The organism is Saccharothrix isguenensis, assembly GCF_052936305.1.
The window spans coordinates 7851718-7869245 of sequence record NZ_CP193626.1; the positions used below are offsets into that span (position 1 = coordinate 7851718).

At 70.8% G+C, this 17528-nt stretch carries 17 protein-coding genes; 6 read left to right on the top strand and 11 right to left on the bottom strand.

What is annotated here, in order from left to right; genetic code table 11:
* The first annotated feature begins 100 nt into the window (after window positions 1–100).
* On the top strand, window positions 101–1939 hold the full coding sequence (locus ACRAKI_RS35650; protein ID WP_447004856.1) for an acyl-CoA dehydrogenase: 1839 nt from the start codon (window positions 101–103) through the stop codon (window positions 1937–1939).
* A gap of 82 nt (window positions 1940–2021) precedes the next feature.
* Here the strand turns inward: ACRAKI_RS35650 and ACRAKI_RS35655 are convergent, their stop codons facing one another.
* From ACRAKI_RS35655 to ACRAKI_RS35670, 4 genes are all read right to left on the bottom strand, one after another.
* Window positions 2022–2792: a DUF1206 domain-containing protein gene (locus tag ACRAKI_RS35655; protein WP_447004857.1), complete on the bottom strand. Its 771-nt coding sequence runs from the start codon at window positions 2790–2792 to the stop codon at window positions 2022–2024.
* An 82-nt stretch (window positions 2793–2874) separates the two neighbouring features.
* Window positions 2875–5232 (bottom strand): VanW family protein, encoded by a 2358-nt coding sequence (locus ACRAKI_RS35660; protein ID WP_447004858.1) that lies wholly within the window; start codon window positions 5230–5232, stop codon window positions 2875–2877.
* A gap of 101 nt (window positions 5233–5333) precedes the next feature.
* Window positions 5334–5654: a GroES family chaperonin gene (locus ACRAKI_RS35665; RefSeq protein ID WP_447004859.1), complete on the bottom strand. Its 321-nt coding sequence runs from the start codon at window positions 5652–5654 to the stop codon at window positions 5334–5336.
* Window positions 5655–5663: 9 nt separating this feature from the next.
* The gene (locus ACRAKI_RS35670; protein WP_447004860.1) at window positions 5664–7499 is read right to left on the bottom strand and encodes an NHL domain-containing thioredoxin family protein; all 1836 of its coding nucleotides are present in this window, start codon (window positions 7497–7499) and stop codon (window positions 5664–5666) included.
* Window positions 7500–7608: 109 nt separating this feature from the next.
* Here ACRAKI_RS35670 and ACRAKI_RS35675 point away from each other — a divergent pair, with 109 nt between their 5' ends.
* Both ACRAKI_RS35675 and ACRAKI_RS35680 read left to right on the top strand, forming a co-directional pair.
* The gene (locus ACRAKI_RS35675; protein ID WP_447004861.1) at window positions 7609–8085 is read left to right on the top strand and encodes a helix-turn-helix domain-containing protein; all 477 of its coding nucleotides are present in this window, start codon (window positions 7609–7611) and stop codon (window positions 8083–8085) included.
* 3 nt (window positions 8086–8088) lie between these two features.
* Complete coding sequence (locus ACRAKI_RS35680; RefSeq protein ID WP_447004862.1) at window positions 8089–8655, top strand: PIN domain-containing protein; 567 nt, start codon at window positions 8089–8091, stop codon at window positions 8653–8655.
* Between the two features lies 1 nt (window position 8656).
* Here ACRAKI_RS35680 and ACRAKI_RS35685 read toward each other — a convergent pair whose 3' ends face one another.
* The 4 genes from ACRAKI_RS35685 to ACRAKI_RS35700 form a co-directional block, all read right to left on the bottom strand.
* Window positions 8657–8806, bottom strand: a complete 150-nt coding sequence (locus tag ACRAKI_RS35685; RefSeq protein WP_447008622.1) for a hypothetical protein — start codon at window positions 8804–8806, stop codon at window positions 8657–8659.
* 82 nt (window positions 8807–8888) lie between these two features.
* Window positions 8889–9266 carry an NTP pyrophosphohydrolase gene (locus tag ACRAKI_RS35690; RefSeq protein ID WP_447004863.1) on the bottom strand — a complete coding sequence of 126 codons (378 nt, stop codon included), beginning with the start codon at window positions 9264–9266 and terminating at the stop codon, window positions 8889–8891.
* A 419-nt stretch (window positions 9267–9685) separates the two neighbouring features.
* On the bottom strand, window positions 9686–9832 hold the full coding sequence (locus tag ACRAKI_RS35695) for a hypothetical protein (protein WP_184926356.1): 147 nt from the start codon (window positions 9830–9832) through the stop codon (window positions 9686–9688).
* A gap of 248 nt (window positions 9833–10080) precedes the next feature.
* Complete coding sequence (locus tag ACRAKI_RS35700) at window positions 10081–11274, bottom strand: AAA family ATPase (RefSeq protein ID WP_447004864.1); 1194 nt, start codon at window positions 11272–11274, stop codon at window positions 10081–10083.
* A 123-nt stretch (window positions 11275–11397) separates the two neighbouring features.
* On the opposite strand from ACRAKI_RS35700, the gene ACRAKI_RS35705 reads away from it, so the two are divergent.
* Window positions 11398–12021, top strand: coding sequence for an SIMPL domain-containing protein (locus ACRAKI_RS35705; protein ID WP_447004865.1), 624 nt, complete (start codon window positions 11398–11400; stop codon window positions 12019–12021).
* Window positions 12022–12088: 67 nt separating this feature from the next.
* On the opposite strand, the gene ACRAKI_RS35710 is transcribed toward ACRAKI_RS35705, so the two are convergent.
* The gene (locus tag ACRAKI_RS35710; RefSeq protein WP_447004866.1) at window positions 12089–13219 is read right to left on the bottom strand and encodes an OmpA family protein; all 1131 of its coding nucleotides are present in this window, start codon (window positions 13217–13219) and stop codon (window positions 12089–12091) included.
* 64 nt (window positions 13220–13283) lie between these two features.
* On the bottom strand, window positions 13284–14552 hold the full coding sequence (locus ACRAKI_RS35715; protein WP_447004867.1) for an acetyl-CoA C-acetyltransferase: 1269 nt from the start codon (window positions 14550–14552) through the stop codon (window positions 13284–13286).
* A gap of 87 nt (window positions 14553–14639) precedes the next feature.
* Here ACRAKI_RS35715 and ACRAKI_RS35720 point away from each other — a divergent pair, with 87 nt between their 5' ends.
* Both ACRAKI_RS35720 and ACRAKI_RS35725 read left to right on the top strand, forming a co-directional pair.
* Window positions 14640–15965, top strand: coding sequence for a 3-oxoacyl-ACP reductase (locus ACRAKI_RS35720; RefSeq protein WP_447008603.1), 1326 nt, complete (start codon window positions 14640–14642; stop codon window positions 15963–15965).
* Window positions 15965–16786, top strand: a complete 822-nt coding sequence (locus ACRAKI_RS35725) for a MaoC family dehydratase (RefSeq protein WP_447004868.1) — start codon at window positions 15965–15967, stop codon at window positions 16784–16786. The genes ACRAKI_RS35720 and ACRAKI_RS35725 overlap by 1 nt, the downstream gene beginning before the upstream one ends.
* On the opposite strand, the gene ACRAKI_RS35730 is transcribed toward ACRAKI_RS35725, so the two are convergent.
* On the bottom strand, window positions 16783–17469 hold the full coding sequence (locus ACRAKI_RS35730; RefSeq protein ID WP_447004869.1) for a TetR/AcrR family transcriptional regulator: 687 nt from the start codon (window positions 17467–17469) through the stop codon (window positions 16783–16785). The two genes, ACRAKI_RS35725 and ACRAKI_RS35730, sit on opposite strands and share 4 nt — an antisense overlap.
* Between the last annotated feature and the right edge of the window lie 59 nt (window positions 17470–17528).

A 17528-nucleotide genomic window follows, 5' to 3' on the forward strand; every position in this document is an offset into this window, starting at 1 on the left:
ACAACCCGTCGTTCGGCCTTGCCGAGGTTACTGACAGGTAATACCCTGTTGTTACCGGTCAGTAGGGGACCGCCCCGACCAGCATGGAGTGAGCGACGAGATGGGTCACTACAAGAGCAACGTCCGAGACCTCGAATTCAACCTTTTCGAGGTCTTCAACGTGCAGGACCACCTCGGCACGGGGCCGTTCGAGCAGTCCGACGAGGACACCGCGCGCGGCGTGCTTGCCGAGCTCAACAACTTGGCGGTCGGACCGCTGGCGGACTCCTTCGCCGACTCCGACCGCAACCCCCCGGTCTTCGACCCGAAGACCCACTCGGCAACACTGCCGGAATCGTTCAAGAAGTCGTACCAGACGCTGTGGGACGGCGAGTGGTACCGCCTGGGCCTGCCCAACGAGCTGGGTGGTTTCGGCATCCCGCCGTCGGTCCAGTGGGCGGCGTCCGAGCTGATCCTGGGCTCCAACCCGGCCGCCTACATGTACCTGGCCGGCCCGAGCTTCGCCTCGGTCGTGCACCAGAACGGCACCGAGCAGCAGAAGCGCTGGGCCGAGATCATGATCGAGCGCGGCTGGGGCGCCACCATGGTGCTGACCGAGCCGGACGCCGGTTCGGACGTGGGCGCGGGCCGCACCAAGGCCACCCTCCAGGACGACGGCACGTGGCACATCGACGGCGTGAAGCGGTTCATCACGTCCGCCGACCAGGACATGACCGAGAACATCATGCACCTGGTGCTGGCCCGTCCCGAGGGTCCCGGCATCGAGCCGAAGCCCGGCACCAAGGGCCTCTCGCTCTTCCTCGTGCCGAAGTGGCACTTCGACCCGCAGACCGGTGAGTCGACCGGCGAGCGCAACGGCGCCTTCGTCACCAACGTCGAGCACAAGATGGGCCTCAAGGTCTCCACCACGTGCGAACTGACGTTCGGCCAGCACGGCGTCCCGGCCAAGGGCTGGCTGCTCGGCGAGGTGCACGACGGCATCGCCCAGATGTTCCAGGTCATCGAGTACGCCCGCATGATGGTCGGCACGAAGGCCATCGGCACCCTCTCCACCGGCTACCTGAACGCCCTGGCCTACGCCAAGGAGCGGGTCCAGAGCGCCGACCTGACCCGGATGACGGACAAGACCGCGCCGCGCGTCACCATCACCCACCACCCGGACGTCCGCCGCAGCCTGATGCTGCAGAAGGCGTACGCCGAGGGCCTGCGCGCGGTCTACCTGTACACGGCGACGCAGCAGGACAAGATCGCGCTGGGCGGCCCGGACAAGGAGCTGGCGGAGAAGGTCAACGACCTGCTGCTGCCGATCGTCAAGGGCGTCGGCTCGGAGCGCGCGTACGAGCAGCTGGCGCAGTCGCTCCAGACGCTCGGCGGTTCCGGCTTCCTCCAGGAGTACCCGATCGAGCAGTACATCCGGGACTCCAAGATCGACTCGCTGTACGAGGGCACCACGGCCATCCAGTCGCTGGACTTCTTCTTCCGGAAGATCATCCGCGACAAGGGCCAGGCGCTCGGCTTCCTGAACGGCGAGATCCAGCAGTTCCTGGACAACGAGGCCGGCAACGGTCGCCTCAAGGAGGAGCGCGCGCTCCTCAAGCAGGGCCTGGAAGACCTCCAGGGCATGCTCGGCACGATGGTCGGCTTCCTGACCAGCTCGCAGGAGGACGTCCGGAACCTGTACAAGGTCGGCCAGAACACCGTCCGCCTCCTGATGACGGCGGGCGACGTGCTGGTGGGCTGGCTGCTGCTGCGCCAGGCCGACGTGGCGCTGGCCAAGCTCGACGGCCAGGTCTCGGCCAAGGACAAGGCGTTCTACGAGGGCAAGGTCGCGGTGGCGTCGTTCTTCGCCAAGTCCGTGCTGCCGGAGCTGACCGCGCGCCGCAAGATCGCCGAGGCCACCGACAACGCCCTGATGGACGTGGACGAAGCTTCCTTCTGACGCTTCTGGCGCTTCCAGCGCGAGGCACGGCAAGCCGAAGGGCGGCACCCCCCGACGTCGGGGTGCCGCCCTTCGGCTTCGGTCAGCCCTTGTGCGCCTTGGCGGCGGCGAAGCAGTACGCGCCGAAGCCGAGGAAGCCGAACGCGATCAGGGCCAGCGCGAACAGCCCGTACGGCTGCCCGGCCAACGTGTGCAGCGCCTTGTCCATCCCGCCGGACTCGGACGCGTCGGCGTTCACCGCGGCGAAGGCGACCAGGATCCCGATCAGGAAGTACGACGCGCCCTTGCCGATCCAGCCGACCCGGCCCAGCCGCTCGACCAGGGTCCGGCTGCCGTCGGGCAGCTCGGACATGTCCAGGTCGTCCTCGAAGGACTTCTTCACGCCCTTGCGCGCCACCATCACGCCCAGCCCGAGCACGAACAGCGCCACCGCACCGACCAGCACCTGCCCGAACGGCAACGCGAGCACGCGCGCCGTCCAGGTCTGCGACTGCTCGGTGCCGCTCTTCTGCGACGCCCCGGTCGCGTAGCCGATCGCCGCGATCCCGATGACCGTGCCGGTGACCGCCCGGCCGACCGAGCCGACCTTCCGGTACAGGCGCTTGCGCTGCTTGTGCACCCACCCGTAACCGGACACCGCCATGATGAGCTGCCAGCCCGCGAACGCGAACAGGCCGAACGCCATCACCCACAGCAGGACCGGGCCGAGGGACGTCTGGGCGAGGGTCGAGACCGCGCCCTTCTGGTCGGTCCGCTCACCCGCGTCGCCGAAGACCACCTGCGCCGTCAACACCGCCAGCAGCACGTGGACCAGTCCGTAGCAGACCATCCCGGCGCGCCCGAGCAACTGCACGGCGGGGTGTCTTCGAACCTCTTGCCCTGTGGTAGCCACGATCGGGTGATACCCCTTCGTGGCTACCGCGAACCGCGGAGCGTCAGCCCGCGGGCGGCGCGTCCGGCGGCTTCGCCTCGCAGATGATCTTGTGCGAGGGGTCGTACCGGACCGTCCGGCTCTCCGAGCGGGTCGCGCCGGTGCGCCGGTCGGTGATCGTGCGGGTGTCGGTGACGGAGAAGCCCGGCGCGCCGTTGCTCGGCGAGCACGGCTGGGTGGTGACCTTGCGCTCCTCCGGCTGCGTGTGGTCGAACTCCGCGCTGGTCGAGCCGGTCACGTCGTAGTTCTTGGTGCCCCACAGGACGATCTTCAGCGACGACGGCGTCCAGATCGTCTGGATCGCCACGCCCGTCTCGTCCGGGTTGGTGAACTTGATGTCGATCACGCTGTTGCCCGCCGGGTCCTGGAACACGGTGGCCTCGCGCCCCTTGGGGTACCGCGAGATCCAGTAGCTGTGCTCCTTGTGGCCCGCGTCCTTCATGCCCGCGTAGTAGTACGCGTTGTAGAGCGTGGTCGCGAACTGCGAGATGCCGCCGCCGACCGCGCGGCCGGGGATGCCGTTCTCGATGATGCCCGCGTCGACGTAGCCCTGCGCCCTGCCGCGCGGCCCGGTGTAGTTGTTCAAGCTGAACGTCTCGCCCGGCTTCACGATCGCGCCGTTGACCTTCTCGGCCACCACGCGGATGTTGACGCCGGAGTCGGGCGCGAAGCCACCGGTCTGGAACTCGCCGATGACCTCCTTGATGCCCATCTTGTTCGCCTCTTCGGTGGTCACCTTGGCCGGCGTGTGCTTGTACTCGGCCTTGATGGCGCGGTCGTTGTCGCGCTTCAGCACGTCGAGCACGGTGGTCAGGGACTTCTCCCAGTCGACGCCGAGGCCGTCGACCGACTCCTTGACGGTGGGCCGGCCGCCTTCGAACACGATCTCGGCGTCCTTGCCCTCCTTCTCCGTCTCCTTCAGCTGCGGACCGGCGTGCTCGACCACCTTGGCGTTGTCGACCTTGGCGGTCAGGCTGCCGTCGTCGGCGGGCTCGAACACCAGCACGGTGGCCAGCTGCTCGGGCGTGAGCGTCGCGTCCTTGCCCTCCCCGAGGATGATCAACGGCGCGGCGGTGGCGGGCTTGGCGACCTCTTCGAGGGCCTTCTGCACGCCCTCCTTGGTCGTCTTGACCGGGGTGGTGGCCACCGGCAGCTCGATCGTGCCGCCGTCCGCCCAGCCGGCGAGCAGCTTCTCGGACGCGCCGGGCACGTCCAGCTTCTGGCCCTGCTTCGGCTCGACCGCGATCGGCGTGGCGCCCTCGAAGCGGATGCCGCCCTCGGCGGGCTCGTGGTCGGTGGTGGCGCGCAGGCCTTCCAGCGTGGCGGCCAGCTTGCCCTCGTCGCTGCGGGTGGCGAAGCCGACCTCGCGGGAGGTGAAGAACGAGGTGATGCGGGTGACGGGGGACAGCGGCTGGCTGCCCGCGCGGTCCAGCGTGGCGGTCCAGTCCAGCTCCAGGCCGGCCGCCTGCGGGTCGACCTCGGTCTCCACGTCGCCCGCGCGCGCCTTCACCGGCGAGGCCAGGCGGGGGCCGATCTCCTCGCGCAGCTTCCGCTCGGCTTCGTCCCGGCTCATGCCCCCGATGTCGACGCCCGCGACGGACACGCCGCGCGGCACGTCGCCGCCGGAGATGAGGATGTCCAGGCCGTAGAGGAGGACCATCACGCCGAGCACGGCGGCGGCGATCAGGCCGCCCTTGCGCAGGCGCTTGCGGCGGGCGTCGGCCTCGTCGGTCGGCGCGGTGGCGTCGACCATCACCGGGCCGTAGACGGTGGCGTCCGGTTCCGGCCCGCCCACCGGCGCGGCGAAGACCGTGGTGGCCTCCGAGGGCGACGACGGTCGGTTGAAGCCGCCGGGCGGCGTGTTCGCGGGCCGGTCGAAGCCGCCGGGAGGGGTGTTCGCGGGCCGGTTGAAGCCACCGGGCGGCGTGGCCGGCCGGCCGAACCCGCCGGGCGGGGTGTTGATGGCCTGGGTCTGCTCGGCGGCGGAAGGCGGCGTCTGGGCGCGCGTCTGTTCACCGGCCGACGCGATCGCCTGGGTGGCGTCCGCGTCCCTGGCCGGCGGGTTCTGTTGCGCGTTGCGCGTCGGCTGCTGCTGCGTCACGTCGTGAGAGACGTCCTGGGGGGCCGTCGCGTTGTCCTGGCCGGGCGAGGAGGTGGTCACGTTCCGCACGGTCGGCGCCGGGTCGGTGTCCGCGTCCGGCTCCTCCTGCGGCCACGCGGCGTCCTCCTGGGGCCACTCGGCCTCGTCCACCGAACCGGCGGAGAGATTCCTCGTGCGCTCCGCAGCGGTGTCCGACGGGCGGACCGGCCTCATGGCCGTGGTCCGCTCAGCGTCGTACTCCGGTCGCTGGTTCTCCGGCACCGCTCCCCCTCTTGCTCTCCGCAAGGTCCTGGGACTACTTACCCGACGGTCGTCACACGCAGGTCACGGGCGCGCCGGACTCACGGGTTCCACCACAGATGTCACAGGTAAAGCCCGGTCCCGTGGTCCGTCCGCTCCGTGGCGGTGGCGTGCACGTCGCGTTCCCGCATGACCAGGTAGGTCTGACCCTGCACCTCGACCTCGAACTGCTCGTCCGGGTTGAAGAGCACGCGGTCGCCGACCTTGACGTGCCGTACGTTCGTGCCGACGCCGAGCACGTCTCCCCAGGCCAACCGCTTCGCGATCTGCGCGGTCGCCGGGATCACGATGCCACCGCTGCTGCGACGTTCGCCGTCTTCCGACGAGATCCGCACCATCACGCGGTCGTGCAGCATCTGGATCTCAAGCTTGACATCGGGCACCGGCAGAGTCTAGTGGTCGTGGTCGAGGCCACCCATCATCAGGGGTAGCCGGTGAGGTCCACCTCTTACCACACGGACGGGAACACCCCAGTCCTGACGTGCCAGTTTGCACACCGGGTGCTCGACCGCCGGGTCGTCCGTGCAGCTCGCGGCCTGGGCGACGACGTGCAGCACGCCCTCGGTGAAGCCCTCCGCGACGCGCAGCGTGCGGACGAGGTCGGTGCCGACGCCCGCGCCCGACTCCAGCAGTCCGGGCGGGGAGCTGGTGATCTCCAGCCGGGTGGACGGGCCGTACCGGTCGTCCAGCTTCTGGCCGCTCGGCGGGGTGAAGACGACGGCGAGCTCCAGGTCGCCCGGCGCGATCTCCGACGGCGGCCGGCGGACCTTGTGCGCGTCACCGCTGACCAGCCTCGTGCCGGGGGCGACGGGGCGTTCGAGGCGGTGCGCGGCGGAGGCGACGACGACCAGCTCGCCGTCCACCAGGACCGCGTCGGACGGCTCGGCGATGTCGGTGGCCAGGGTGGACACCTCGCCGGTCGCCGGGTCGTAGCGGCGGATGGCTCCGTTGTAGGTGTCGGCGATGGCGATCCCGCCGTCGGGCAGGACCGTCACGCCCAGCGGGTGCTGGAGGAGCGCCTGGTCGGCCGGGCCGTCGCGGTGGCCGAAGTCGAACAGGCCCTTGCCGATGGCGGTGTGCACGGTGCGGTCGGCGTCCAGGCGGCGCAGGGCGGACGTTTCCGAGTCGACCAGCCAGAGCGCGTCGCCGTCGGCCGCGAGGCCCGAGGTCTGAGCGAAGAAGGCCTGGTCGGCCGGGCCGTCGTGCAGGCCTTCGACGGTGGTGCCGGCGAGGCGTTCGAGGCGGCGTTCCAGCGGCTTGAACAGGCCGAGGGTGTGGTTGCCCGCGAGGGCGATGACGACTCCTCCGGCGGGTTCCCACCAGGCGACGTCCCACGGGCTGGTGAGGTGGATGCGGTCGGCCGGGCCGTCGGTGTCGCCGTCGCGCCACTGCTCGCCGGTGCCGGCGATGGTGGTGACCTCGCCGGTGTCCAGGTCGACGCCGCGCAGCAGGTGGTTGACCGTGTCGGCGACGACGGCGTGGTAGCCGACCCGGGCCGCGACGTCGTCGGGGAGGAGCGCGATGCCAGCGGGTTCGGAGAACGTGGGGCGCAGGCCGTCCCGCCGGCCGCGTTCGCCGGTGCCGATGCGCCTGATCACGGTCTCGCCGTCGAGGTCGAGCTCGACCAGGCCGTGGTGCGCGGAGTCGCTGACCAGGAGGGTGTTGGCGCCGGTCAGGACCGCCTTCGCGGGGAAGCGCAGCGCGGTGGCTTTCGGTGCCGGCGCGACGTACGGGCCGTCGCCGCGGTGGAGGGTGCCCTTCGCGTCGTGCTCGGCGACGATCTCGGACACGACCTGGCGCAGCGCGTCGAGGTGGCCCTCGCCCGCGGCGACGTGCACGACGTACCCCTCGGGGTCGACCAGCACCAGCGTCGGCCACGCCTTCACCGCGTAGTTCTGCCACGTCGTCAACTCGGGGTCGTCCAACACCGCGTGCTCCACCGCGTACCGCTCGACCGCCGCTTCGAGGGCCGCGGGCTCGGCCTCGTGCACGAACTTGGGCGAGTGGACGCCGATGGTGACCAGGACGTCGGCGAACTCGGCTTCGAGGGGCCGCAGCTCGTCGAGGACGTGCAGGCAGTTGATGCAGCAGAAGGACCAGAAGTCCAGCAGCACGACCTTGCCCCGAAGGTCGCTGAGCCTGATCTCCCGGCCACCCGTGTTCAGCCAGCCCCGGCCCACCAACTCGGGGGCGCGGACACGGGCGCGGCGGCGTTGAGCGGTCGTCACGTCGGGAGTCAACACGACTCGCACACCGACCTATTTCCGCGTCCACCATGTGGATGAAGGATCTTTCGTTTTGTTCGTTTCGCGTTACTGTGGCTACATGACAGCGACCATGGGAGAACGCACACTGCTGCCGCCTGCGAGTTCGGAAGCCCTGTCGTCCTGGGTCGCGGCGTTGGCCCGCCCAGGTGGCGGAACCGCAGCACTGCTCGCCCCGGACGGCACTCGGCTGGACCTGCCGGCTGAAGTGTTCGACGTGCTCCGCAGCGTGGTGGCCGCCATGTCCCAGGGGTTGGCGATCACCGTCGCACCCCAGCACACCATCCTGACCACGAGCGAGGCCGCGCAACTGCTCGGTGTTTCACGGCCGACCCTGGTACGGCTGCTCGAAGCGGGAGAGATTCCGTACGAGCAGCCGAACCGGCATCGGCGGGTCCGACTTGCCGACCTGCTCGCGTACCAGGAACGCGCCCGCCGGGCACGTGCGGTCGGTCTGGACGAGATGGTGCGGGCCGGTGAGGAGGGCGGCTTGTACGACCTGCCCCTGGACACGCCGTTTGAGCGGATGCCGACCGACGAGCACAGGTGATTCTTGTTCCCCGTCTTCCTCGACACCTGCGTACTGCTCAAGCCCTACCTGTGCGACACGCTTCTGAGCGTCGCCGAGTGCCGGGTCTACCGACCGCTCTGGTCTGAGGGTGTGCTCATCGAACTCGACCGCAACCTGCGCAAGCGCGGTGCGACAGCGGAACAGGTGGCCCACCGCATCGACCAAATGAGCCGCCACTTCCCCGACGCCCAGGTTCTGGGCTACGAGCACCTGATCGACTCGATGGAGAACCACCCCAAGGACCGGCACGTCCTCGCCGCAGCTGTCCGAGGAGGAGCCGAGGTTCTGGTGACCGAGAACTTGAAGGACTTCCCAGAGAGCGCGCTCCGGGAGTACGACGTCGTAGCCGTGCACCAGGACGACTTCCTACAGGACCAACTCGACCTGTTCCCGGACGCAGTCCACTCGGCGTTGCGGCGGCAGGTCTCCCGTTATCGCCGTGCTCCGCGATCAGTGGACGACCTGCTCGACGTGTTGGGCAACGAAGGGCACGGTTGTCCTGGGTTCGCGAATGCCTGTCGGCGACACCACAGCACTTGGAGGAGTTGACCTACTGGCAGCAGAAGGACGAGAAGTCCAGCAGCACGACCTTGCCCCGAAGGTCGCTGAGCCTGATCTCCCGGCCACCCGTGTTCAGCCAGCCCCGGCCCACCAACTCGGGGGCGCGGACACGGGCGCGGCGGCGTTGAGCGGTCGTCACGTCGGGAGTCAACACGACTCGCACACCGACCCAGTTCCGCGTCCAGGATGTGGACGGCAGCCCCACTGCGGCGCCGGGCCGCTCAGCGGGTGCGGCGGACTGCGCGGGGGCCGAGGACTGCGGCATTGAGGGCCGTGACGCGCTCGCGGAGGCCGCGGTCGGCGGTGACGACGGTGCGGGGGCGGTCGGGGTTGGCGCGGACCACGTCCACGATCGTGTCGTCGCCGGAGCCGGGGGCCGGGACGACGCGGACGCCGGGGATCGACTCGACGTGACGGGCCTCGCCCTCGACCACGAGGACCACTTCCAGCGGACCGGAGAGGGTCGGCAGGCCTTGTTCGGCGACTTCCACCAGGTCGTCGCGCAGCCGGGTGGCGGCGCCGGCCCGGTCGCGCCACCAGCCGTCCGGGACGGAGCCGACGACGTTGGCCGCGTCCACGACCAGGAGCGGAGGCGTCATCGGTTCATGCTCTCAGCAAACGTCCGAGAAACTGTCAGACCCCGGTGGCACGATGGTGTTGTCCACATGGGGGATGGAATGACCATTCAGGGGGAGCAAGTGATGATCAGGCGCGCCCGCAGGACGGACGACACCTGGAACGGCTCGGCCACCACCAGCTAGCCGGGGCATGGGAAACCCCGCGGTGCTGCCAGGTCGGGGGTCCGACAGCATCGCGGGGTCAACTGACACATCGATACACGATCGTGGACTGTTACACCCCATAGGGTGCGTGACCCAGATCACGTTTTGATGGTGACAAAGGCCCTGCCGCGCGGGAGGTGCGGCAGGGCCTTGCCGTTCCCCTCGCCGGTGCGCGGACGACGGGGCGCGCACCCGGTGTCGATCGGGTGGTCGTCACGCGCGCCGGGGGATCGCCCTCAGCGGAGGGACGACACCTGGGCCTGGGCGATCGCCATCAGCTCGTGCCGCATGGCCGGGGTGGACGCCATGTCGATCGCGCGGGCGACAGCCTTGCGGTTGCGAGCCTCGACACGACGAGCGCGGAGCTTCGCAGTGAAGTTCATCGGGGGTTCATCCCTCTCACAGTGCTTCTTCGGTGGTGTGCCTCAAGTATGCACCCTGACCACGGCCCAAGCACCCGATTTTCCGGTGAGATGCCGCACATACCGGCGAATCGTCGGCCGTCACCCGGAATCCCCCGTTGATTCGCCTGGCGTATACCTTCCGGACCGGACGCGGTCAGGCCAACTCCCCAGCGTGCGCGCCAGACCACGCAAGGCGACCGAAGCGGACGTACAACCGCAGGTCAGCGCTAGTCCTCACGCCCGAGCAGGAACCGGCCGAAGTGCGGCACGGTGAACGCGATCTGCCCCCGCTCGGCCGAGTACACGAGCCCCTTCTTGATCAGGCTGTCCCGCGCGGGCGACAACGACGACGGCTTGCGCCCCAGGTGGTCGGCCACCTGCGCGGTGTTCACGCCCGCGTCCTTGCCGTCGGTCAGCTCGGCCATCGCCCGCAGGTACTCCCGCTCGGCCGGCGTCGCCCGCTCGTACCGCGACCCGAAGAACCCGACCGCCAGCTCGGCGTCCGCCTCCGGCGCGGCCACCGCCACGTCCACCGCGGTGATCGGGTCGGCGGGCGCCGCGTCCCACGCCGCCTTGCCGTAGGCCTGGATGAAGTACGGGTAGCCGCCCGACGCGTCGAACAGCGCGTCCAGCGCCTCCGGCTCGATCCCCGCCTCCTCGCGGTCGACCGGCGCCAGCACCGCCCGGTCCGCGTCCTCCCGCGACAGCCGGTCGATCCGCACGTACCGGAACAGCCGCTCCGAGTACGACTTGGACGCCGACAGCACGGCGGGCAGGTGCGGCAGCCCCGCGCCGACCACGACCAGCGGCGCGCCGGACTGGGACAGCTCGTGGCACGCCGCGCACAACGCCGAGACGTCGTCCGCCCGCACGTCCTGCATCTCGTCGACCAGCAGCGCGACGCCGGTGCCGACGTCCTGCGCCAGCTCGGCGACCTCGGTGAACAGCTCCACCAGGTCGATCTCGATGTCGCCGGAGTCCGCCCGGCCGACGGCCGCCGGCACGTCGATCCCCGGCTGCCACCGGTCGCGCAGCTTCGCGTCCCTGGGGTTGGCCCGCAGCGCGAACGCCTTCAGCACCCCGAGCACCGCCTCCACCCGGTCCGGCGCACGGTGCCGCACGGCCAGGTCGCGGATCGCCCGGTGCAGCGCCGCCGACAACGGCCGCCGCAGCCCGGCCTCGGGCCGTGCCTCGATCTTCCCCGCGCCCCACCCGCGCTTGACCGCCATGGACCGCAGCTCGCCCAGCAGCACCGTCTTGCCCACGCCACGCAGCCCGGTGAGCACGAGGCTGCGTTCCGGCCGACCGCGCGCCACCCGTTCGAGCACCACCTCGAACGCGCCGACTTCCTTGTCCCGTCCCGCCAGCTCAGGTGGCCGTTGGCCCGCGCCGGGAGCGAACGGGTTGCGCACCGGGTCCATCCTCGGACGGTATCGAGGTGTCTACGACCGATCCAATACACGCGCCGTGTCGTCGGGTATCCGGCTATCTAAAGGAAAAGCTATACAGCGCTATCGAGGGCGATGGCCGGTAGCGTCGGCGTCATGGCTGAGGTGGTGACGAAGGGCGTCGGCAAGGTCGAGCGGACCGCCGACCGGGCCGAGGTGACGGTGAGCTTCGAGACGACGGGCTCGACGCGCGACGAGGCGGTGGCCGCGCTGACCGCGCGGATCGCCGGGGTGGAGCCCGCGTTCGCACGGCCGGGGGTCGAGGTGCGGTCGCGGCAGCTCAACGTGCACGACAACTGGGACGGCAAGCGCCGCTCCGGCAGCCGTGCCGCGCAGAACTACGTGATCCGGACCGACGACGTCAGCGGCCTCGACGACCTGCTGGCCGCCCTGGTGGCGGCCGAACCGACGTGGCTGAACGGGCCGACGTGGCAGGTCAAGGACGACGCGGACGCGGTCCGGGAGGCGCAGCGCGAGGCCGTGGTGGACGCGCGCCGCCGTGCCGAGGGCTACACCGAAGCCCTCGGGGCACGGCTCGGCCCGCTCCAGCGGCTGACCGACGGCGACGCCGAGATGTGGGCGGCCGAGTCGAACCGGATGATGGCGGCCGGGTACGGCGGTTCACCCGGCGTGCCGCCGCAGGTGGACCAGCTCAACCTGGAGGCCCAGCAGATCGTGGTCACGGTCCGCTGCACGGCCACGTGGACGCTCCTCGACTGAGTCCCCCGACTGAGTCCTCGGCCGGCTCCTCTGCTGGGCCGAGGACCCGCGGACCGCGCGGCCGGCATCAGCCGCTGGTCCTGGGCTCGACCAGCTCGACCACGACGGAGCGGTTGCGGGCCGCGGCAGCGGGGATCAGGTCGCCCGCGCTGTCGACGTCGACGGCCAGCGGTGCCGTGAAGCCGGCGCCGACCACCTCGACGAACGCGGACCGGCTGACGCCCAGGTCCACCAGCTCGGCCACCACCCGCTCACCACGCCGCCGGGTCAGGTCGACCGCCGCCTCGGCCGACGAAGAACTGGCGGTGCGGGCGATGACCCGCGCGGTGGTGCGGCCGTCGAACTTCTTCGCCACTTCTTCCAGCGCCTCCCGGGCGCCCGGCGCGAGCTCGGCGCTGCCCGCCTTGAACAGCACCGAGCTGGGCAGGTGCACCAGCGCGGCGTGGTTCACGACCTCGCCGAGGTCCACCGTCGGCACCTCGCCCCGGCCGATGGGCGCGCCGCCGGCCACCGGCTCCGTGTCGTGCGTGCAGCTCTTCGCCTTGAACTTCGCGCAGATGCCCATCCACAGGTCGACCAACGCCGCTCGCGCGCCGGGCGGCAACGCCTTCTGCGCGCCCGTCACCTGGCCGAGCCCGGAGAAGATCACGTCCTTGCCCGTCAACTCCGGCAGCGCGTCGTCCGGCACCGACTCGACGACCGCGGGGATGTCCAGGTCGAGGCCGAGCCGGGTCAGGTCGATCGGGTCGGTGGTCTGCAACCCGCTGCTCTGCAGCACGAGCACCGCCGGTCCCGACGCGGAGGCCATGTCCGCCAGCACTGCCAGCGGGTCGAGCCGCGCACTGGTGCCGCCGATCTGCGCGAGCCGGCCGGTCAGCCGGTTCAAGTTCTGCTCGAAGCCCAGTCGGCGCAGCGCCGAGTCGGTCTCCACGGCGTTGCCGTCCCGAACGGTGAAGTCCTCGTCCGAGTACGCGCCGCCGGCGGCGTCACCCTGCCGGTAGACGACGACCCGGGTGACACCGTTCTCGACGGCGGCCGACAGCCGGTCGACCACCGTCCTGGTGAGCTCGACGCGTGGTTCGTTGGCCGACGCGGTGACGCCGATGCGAATGGTGGTGGCTTCGCGGGACGCCTCCCCGCAGGCAACGCAGGATGCCGCCACGAGCACGACTGCGGCGAAGAGCCGTGAGTGGTTCATGCATTGGAAACGGAATGAGAACGCGTTGTGTTACGACTAACACCCGTTCGGAGTAGTGATCGGCCTACCGCTCCACGATCGCCGTAACCCCCTGGCCACCCGCGGCACAGATCGAGACGAGACCCCGACCCGAGCCGCGCTCGGCGAGGAGCTTCGCCAGCGTGGCCACGATCCGCCCGCCGGTGGCCGCGAACGGGTGCCCGGCGGCCAGCGACGAGCCGTTGACGTTCAGCTTCGACCGGTCGATCGCGCCGAGGGGGCCGTCGAGCCCGAGTTTGCCCTTGCAGAAGTCCGCGTCCTCCCACGCCTTCAACGTCGCCAGGACCTGGGACGCGAACGCCTCGTGGATCTCGTAGAAGTCGAAGTCCTGCAAGGAGAGCCCGGCCCGCGCGAGCATCCGCGGCACGGCGTGGGCGGGCGCCATCAGCAGGCCCTCGCCGCCGTGCACGTAGTCGACCGCGGCCGTCTCGGTGAACGTGAGGTAGGCGAGCACCGGCAGGTTCCGCGCGGCGGCCCACTCCTCGGACGACAGCAGCACGGCCGACGCGCCGTCGGTGAGCGGCGTGGAGTTGCCCGCCGTCATCGTCGCCCCCTCACCGCGACCGAACACCGGCTTCAGCTCCGCCAGCTTCTCCACCGACGAGTCGGGCCGCAGGTTCTGGTCCCGGGTGAGCCCCTGGAACGGCGTGACCAGGTCGTCGAAGAACCCGCGCTCGTACGCGGCGGCGAGGTTGCGGTGGCTGGCGGCGGCCAGTTCGTCCTGGTCCTCGCGCGGGATGCCCCACTCCCGGGCGGTGATCGCGGCGTGCTCGCCCATGGACAGGCCGGTGCGCGGCTCGCCGTTGCGCGGCACGTCCGGCACCACGTGCTTCGGGCGCAGCTTCAACGCGGCCCTGACCTTCGCGCCGGCGCTCCGGGCGCGGTTGAACTCCAGCAGCACGCCGCGCAGGTCCTCGTTCACGCCGATCGGCGCGTCGCTGGTGGTGTCGACGCCGCCCGCGATGCCGACGTCGATCTGGCCCAGGGCGATCTTGTTCGCCACCGCGATCACGGCCTGGAGGCCGGTGCCGCACGCCTGCTGCATGTCGTAGGCCGGCGTCTCGGCGGACAGCCTGCTGCCCAGCACGGCCTCGCGGACCAGGTTGAAGTCGCGGCTGTGCTTGAGGACCGCGCCCGCGACGACCTCGCCGAGCCGTTCGCCCTGGAGCCCGAACCGGCTCACCAGGCCGTCCAGAGTGGCGGTGAGCATGTCCTGGTTCGACGCTGTGGCGTAGGGACCGTTCGAGCGGGCGAAGGGAATGCGGTTGCCGCCGAGGATGGCTACACGGGCCATGTCGTCCTCCAGGTGGTGGGCGTGGTGGGACCAATGTTACCTACTCCCCAGTAGACTTACCTGCAAGTAGGGAGTGTGATGGTGCGCATGGATCGGTACCAGTCGTTCGCCAGGTCCGCCCTCGGGCGGTTCGTCGTGGGCAAGGTGGGCTTGCCCGACCCGTACCCGCTGCGCCGGCACTCACCCACCCAGCCTCCGCTCGACGGCCCCGTGCTGCTCGGTGGGAGCGGTCGGCTGGTGGAACCGGTGGGCGCGGTCGGGCGGTCGATGGGGCTCGACGTGGTCGAGACGGGCGGCTTGGCCGAGAAGGGCGACCGCTACGGGGCGTTGGTGTTCGACGCGTCCGGGATCGACTCGGTCGAGCGGCTGCGCGAGCTGCACGGCTTCTTCCAGCCGGTGATCCGGGCGCTCGGGCCGTGCGGGCGGGTGGTCGTCCTGGGCACGCCGCCCGAGCAGGCCGAGTCCCAGGTCGCGCAGCGCGCGCTGGAGGGCTTCACGCGGAGCGTCGGCAAGGAGCTCAAGCGGGGCGGCACGTCGCAGCTCGTGCACGTCGCACCCGGCGCCGAGGGCGCCATCGAGTCGACGCTGCGGTTCCTGCTGTCCGGGCGGTCCGCGTACGTGTCGGGGCAGGTCATCCGGATCGGTGCGGCCGACGTGGTGGCGCCGGAGGACTGGGACCGGCCGCTGGCGGGGAAGGTCGCGCTGGTCACCGGCGCGTCGCGGGGTATCGGCGCGGCGATCGCCGAGGTGCTGGGCCGCGACGGCGCGCACGTCGTGTGCCTGGACGTGCCCGCGCAGGGCGAGGACCTGTCGGCGGTGGCCAACCGGGTCGGCGGCACCGCGTTCCAACTCGACATCACCGCGTCCGACGCGCCGGCGCGGGTCGTCGAGCACCTCGTGCGGCGGCACGGGGGTGTGGACGTCGTGGTGCACAACGCGGGCATCACGCGGGACCGCACGCTCGGGCGGATGGACGAGGACCGCTGGGACGCGGTGACCACGGTGAACCTGGCCGCGCCGGAACGGGTCGACGAGGCGCTGCTCGCGGCGGACGCCCTGCGGCCCAACGGGAGGATCGTGGGCGTGTCGTCCATCGCGGGCATCGCCGGGAACGTCGGCCAGACCAACTACGCCACCAGCAAGGCGGGTGTGATCGGCATGGTCGACTCGCTGTCCGGGCGGGTCGCGGGCCGGGCCACGGTGAACGCGGTCGCGCCGGGGTTCATCGAGACGAGGATGACGGCCGCCGTGCCGCTGTTCATCCGGGAGGCGGGGCGGCGGATGAACAGCATGTCGCAGGGCGGGCTGCCGGTGGACGTGGCCGAGACGATCGCGTGGTTCGCGCACCCGGCGTCGGGCGGCGTGAACGGCAACGTCGTGCGGGTGTGCGGGCAGAGCCTGCTGGGGGCGTGATGGCGAACCTGACCTCGTTGTACGCCAAGGCCGTGCTGACCGGGTTCACCCGGCGCGGCACGGCGTCGGAGCCCGCTCTGCCGGAGTCCTCTTCGGACGCCGAAGTCATGGTCGACCGGGCGCACGTGGCCCGGTACGCCAAGGTGTGCGGGTTCGGCGTGCGCGACGAGCTGCCGATCACCTACCCGCACGTGCTCGGGTTCGAGCTCCAGCTCCGGCTGATGACCGGGCCGGGCTTCCCGTTCCCGTTGGTAGGACTGGTGCACGTGGCCAACCGGATCACGCAGCGCCGGCCGTTGTCGGTGTCCGAGCCGCTGTCGCTGCACGTGGCGTTGGCGAACCTCAGGCCGCACGAGCGCGGGCAGCAGTTCGACGTGGTGACGGCGGTGTCCGTGGACGGTGAGGAGGCATGGGTCGACGTGTCGACTTATCTCCGCCGGAGCCGTGGCTCGACATCCGGGCGGGACGTCTCGGAACCACCCGTCCCGACGGCTCGGTGGCGGCTGCCCGGTGACCTCGGACGGCGGTACGCGGACGTGTCCGGCGACCGGAACCCGATCCACCTGCACGCGTTGGCGGCCAAGGCTTTCGGGTTCCCCCGTGCCATCGCGCACGGGATGTGGTCGAAGGCGCGGTGCCTGGCCGCGCTCGAAGGCCGACTGCCCGACGCGTACGACGTGGACGTGCGGTTCAAGGCGCCGATCCCGCTGCCGGGGAAGGTCGACTTCTCGGCTTCGCCCACCGGTGACGGCTGGAGGTTCGCGCTGTGGTCGCGCCGACCGCACCTGGAGGGCGTGATCAGCGCGCTCCGACGGCCTTAGGCGTCTTCCGCGGCGTGCTCGGTCCTCCGCGACGGCGGGTGCCACACGTCGCCCGCCACGAGGTCGCCGAACCCCATCCAGACCAGGTTCATCAGCCGGGCGGCGACCACACCGGCCGGCTCCTCGGGGTTGTCGAGCCACCAGTCGGCGAGCGACTCGCCCGCCCCGACCAGGGCCGCGGCCAGCGACTCGGCCTCCTTGTCGCCCGCGCGCGGCACGTTGGCGAAGTCCGACGAGTGCACCAGCAGCGCCGCCACCAGGCTGATCGCCCGGCCGCGCATGTCGGCCAGTTCCGCGGCGAACGGGCCGCCCTGCGACGAGGCCTGGCGGTGCAGGACCTGCCAGCCGGCCCGGTTCGCGCCGACGAAGCCGAAGAACGCGCGGAGTCCGCTCCACAGCTGGACGTCCGGTGGCTCCTCGGCCTCGACGCCCTCCGAGATCGCCTCCATCATCCGGGTCGCCTCACGGCGGATGCAGGTGGCGAACAGCTCTTCCTTGGAGCCGAGGTAGGCGTAGAGCATGGGTTTCGAGATGCCGGCGACCTCGGAGATCTCGTCCATCGACGCGGCGTGGAACCCCAACCGCGAGAACACGTCCACCGCGGCGTCCATGATCTGCCGTTCGCGCACGGCGCGTGGCAGTCTCTTGGCCCGACCCGAGCGGACTGGTTGCTCTGCGTGCATCGCACCCCCTGGATGGCTGCGACAACATTACTCCGAGCCCCTTGCCGCCTTACCTACTC

Coding starts and splice junctions, on each gene's coding strand:
- ACRAKI_RS35650 (WP_447004856.1), top strand. CDS start 101: ATGGGTCACTACAAGAGCAACGTCCGAGACCTCGAATTCAACCTTTTC.
- ACRAKI_RS35705 (WP_447004865.1), top strand. CDS start 11,398: ATGGCTGAGGTGGTGACGAAGGGCGTCGGCAAGGTCGAGCGGACCGCC.
- ACRAKI_RS35710 (WP_447004866.1), bottom strand. CDS start 13,219: ATGAACCACTCACGGCTCTTCGCCGCAGTCGTGCTCGTGGCGGCATCC.
- ACRAKI_RS35675 (WP_447004861.1), top strand. CDS start 7,609: ATGGGAGAACGCACACTGCTGCCGCCTGCGAGTTCGGAAGCCCTGTCG.
- ACRAKI_RS35700 (WP_447004864.1), bottom strand. CDS start 11,274: ATGGACCCGGTGCGCAACCCGTTCGCTCCCGGCGCGGGCCAACGGCCA.
- ACRAKI_RS35720 (WP_447008603.1), top strand. CDS start 14,640: ATGGATCGGTACCAGTCGTTCGCCAGGTCCGCCCTCGGGCGGTTCGTC.
- ACRAKI_RS35725 (WP_447004868.1), top strand. CDS start 15,965: ATGGCGAACCTGACCTCGTTGTACGCCAAGGCCGTGCTGACCGGGTTC.
- ACRAKI_RS35715 (WP_447004867.1), bottom strand. CDS start 14,552: ATGGCCCGTGTAGCCATCCTCGGCGGCAACCGCATTCCCTTCGCCCGC.
- ACRAKI_RS35690 (WP_447004863.1), bottom strand. CDS start 9,266: ATGACGCCTCCGCTCCTGGTCGTGGACGCGGCCAACGTCGTCGGCTCC.
- ACRAKI_RS35695 (WP_184926356.1), bottom strand. CDS start 9,832: ATGAACTTCACTGCGAAGCTCCGCGCTCGTCGTGTCGAGGCTCGCAAC.
- ACRAKI_RS35730 (WP_447004869.1), bottom strand. CDS start 17,469: ATGCACGCAGAGCAACCAGTCCGCTCGGGTCGGGCCAAGAGACTGCCA.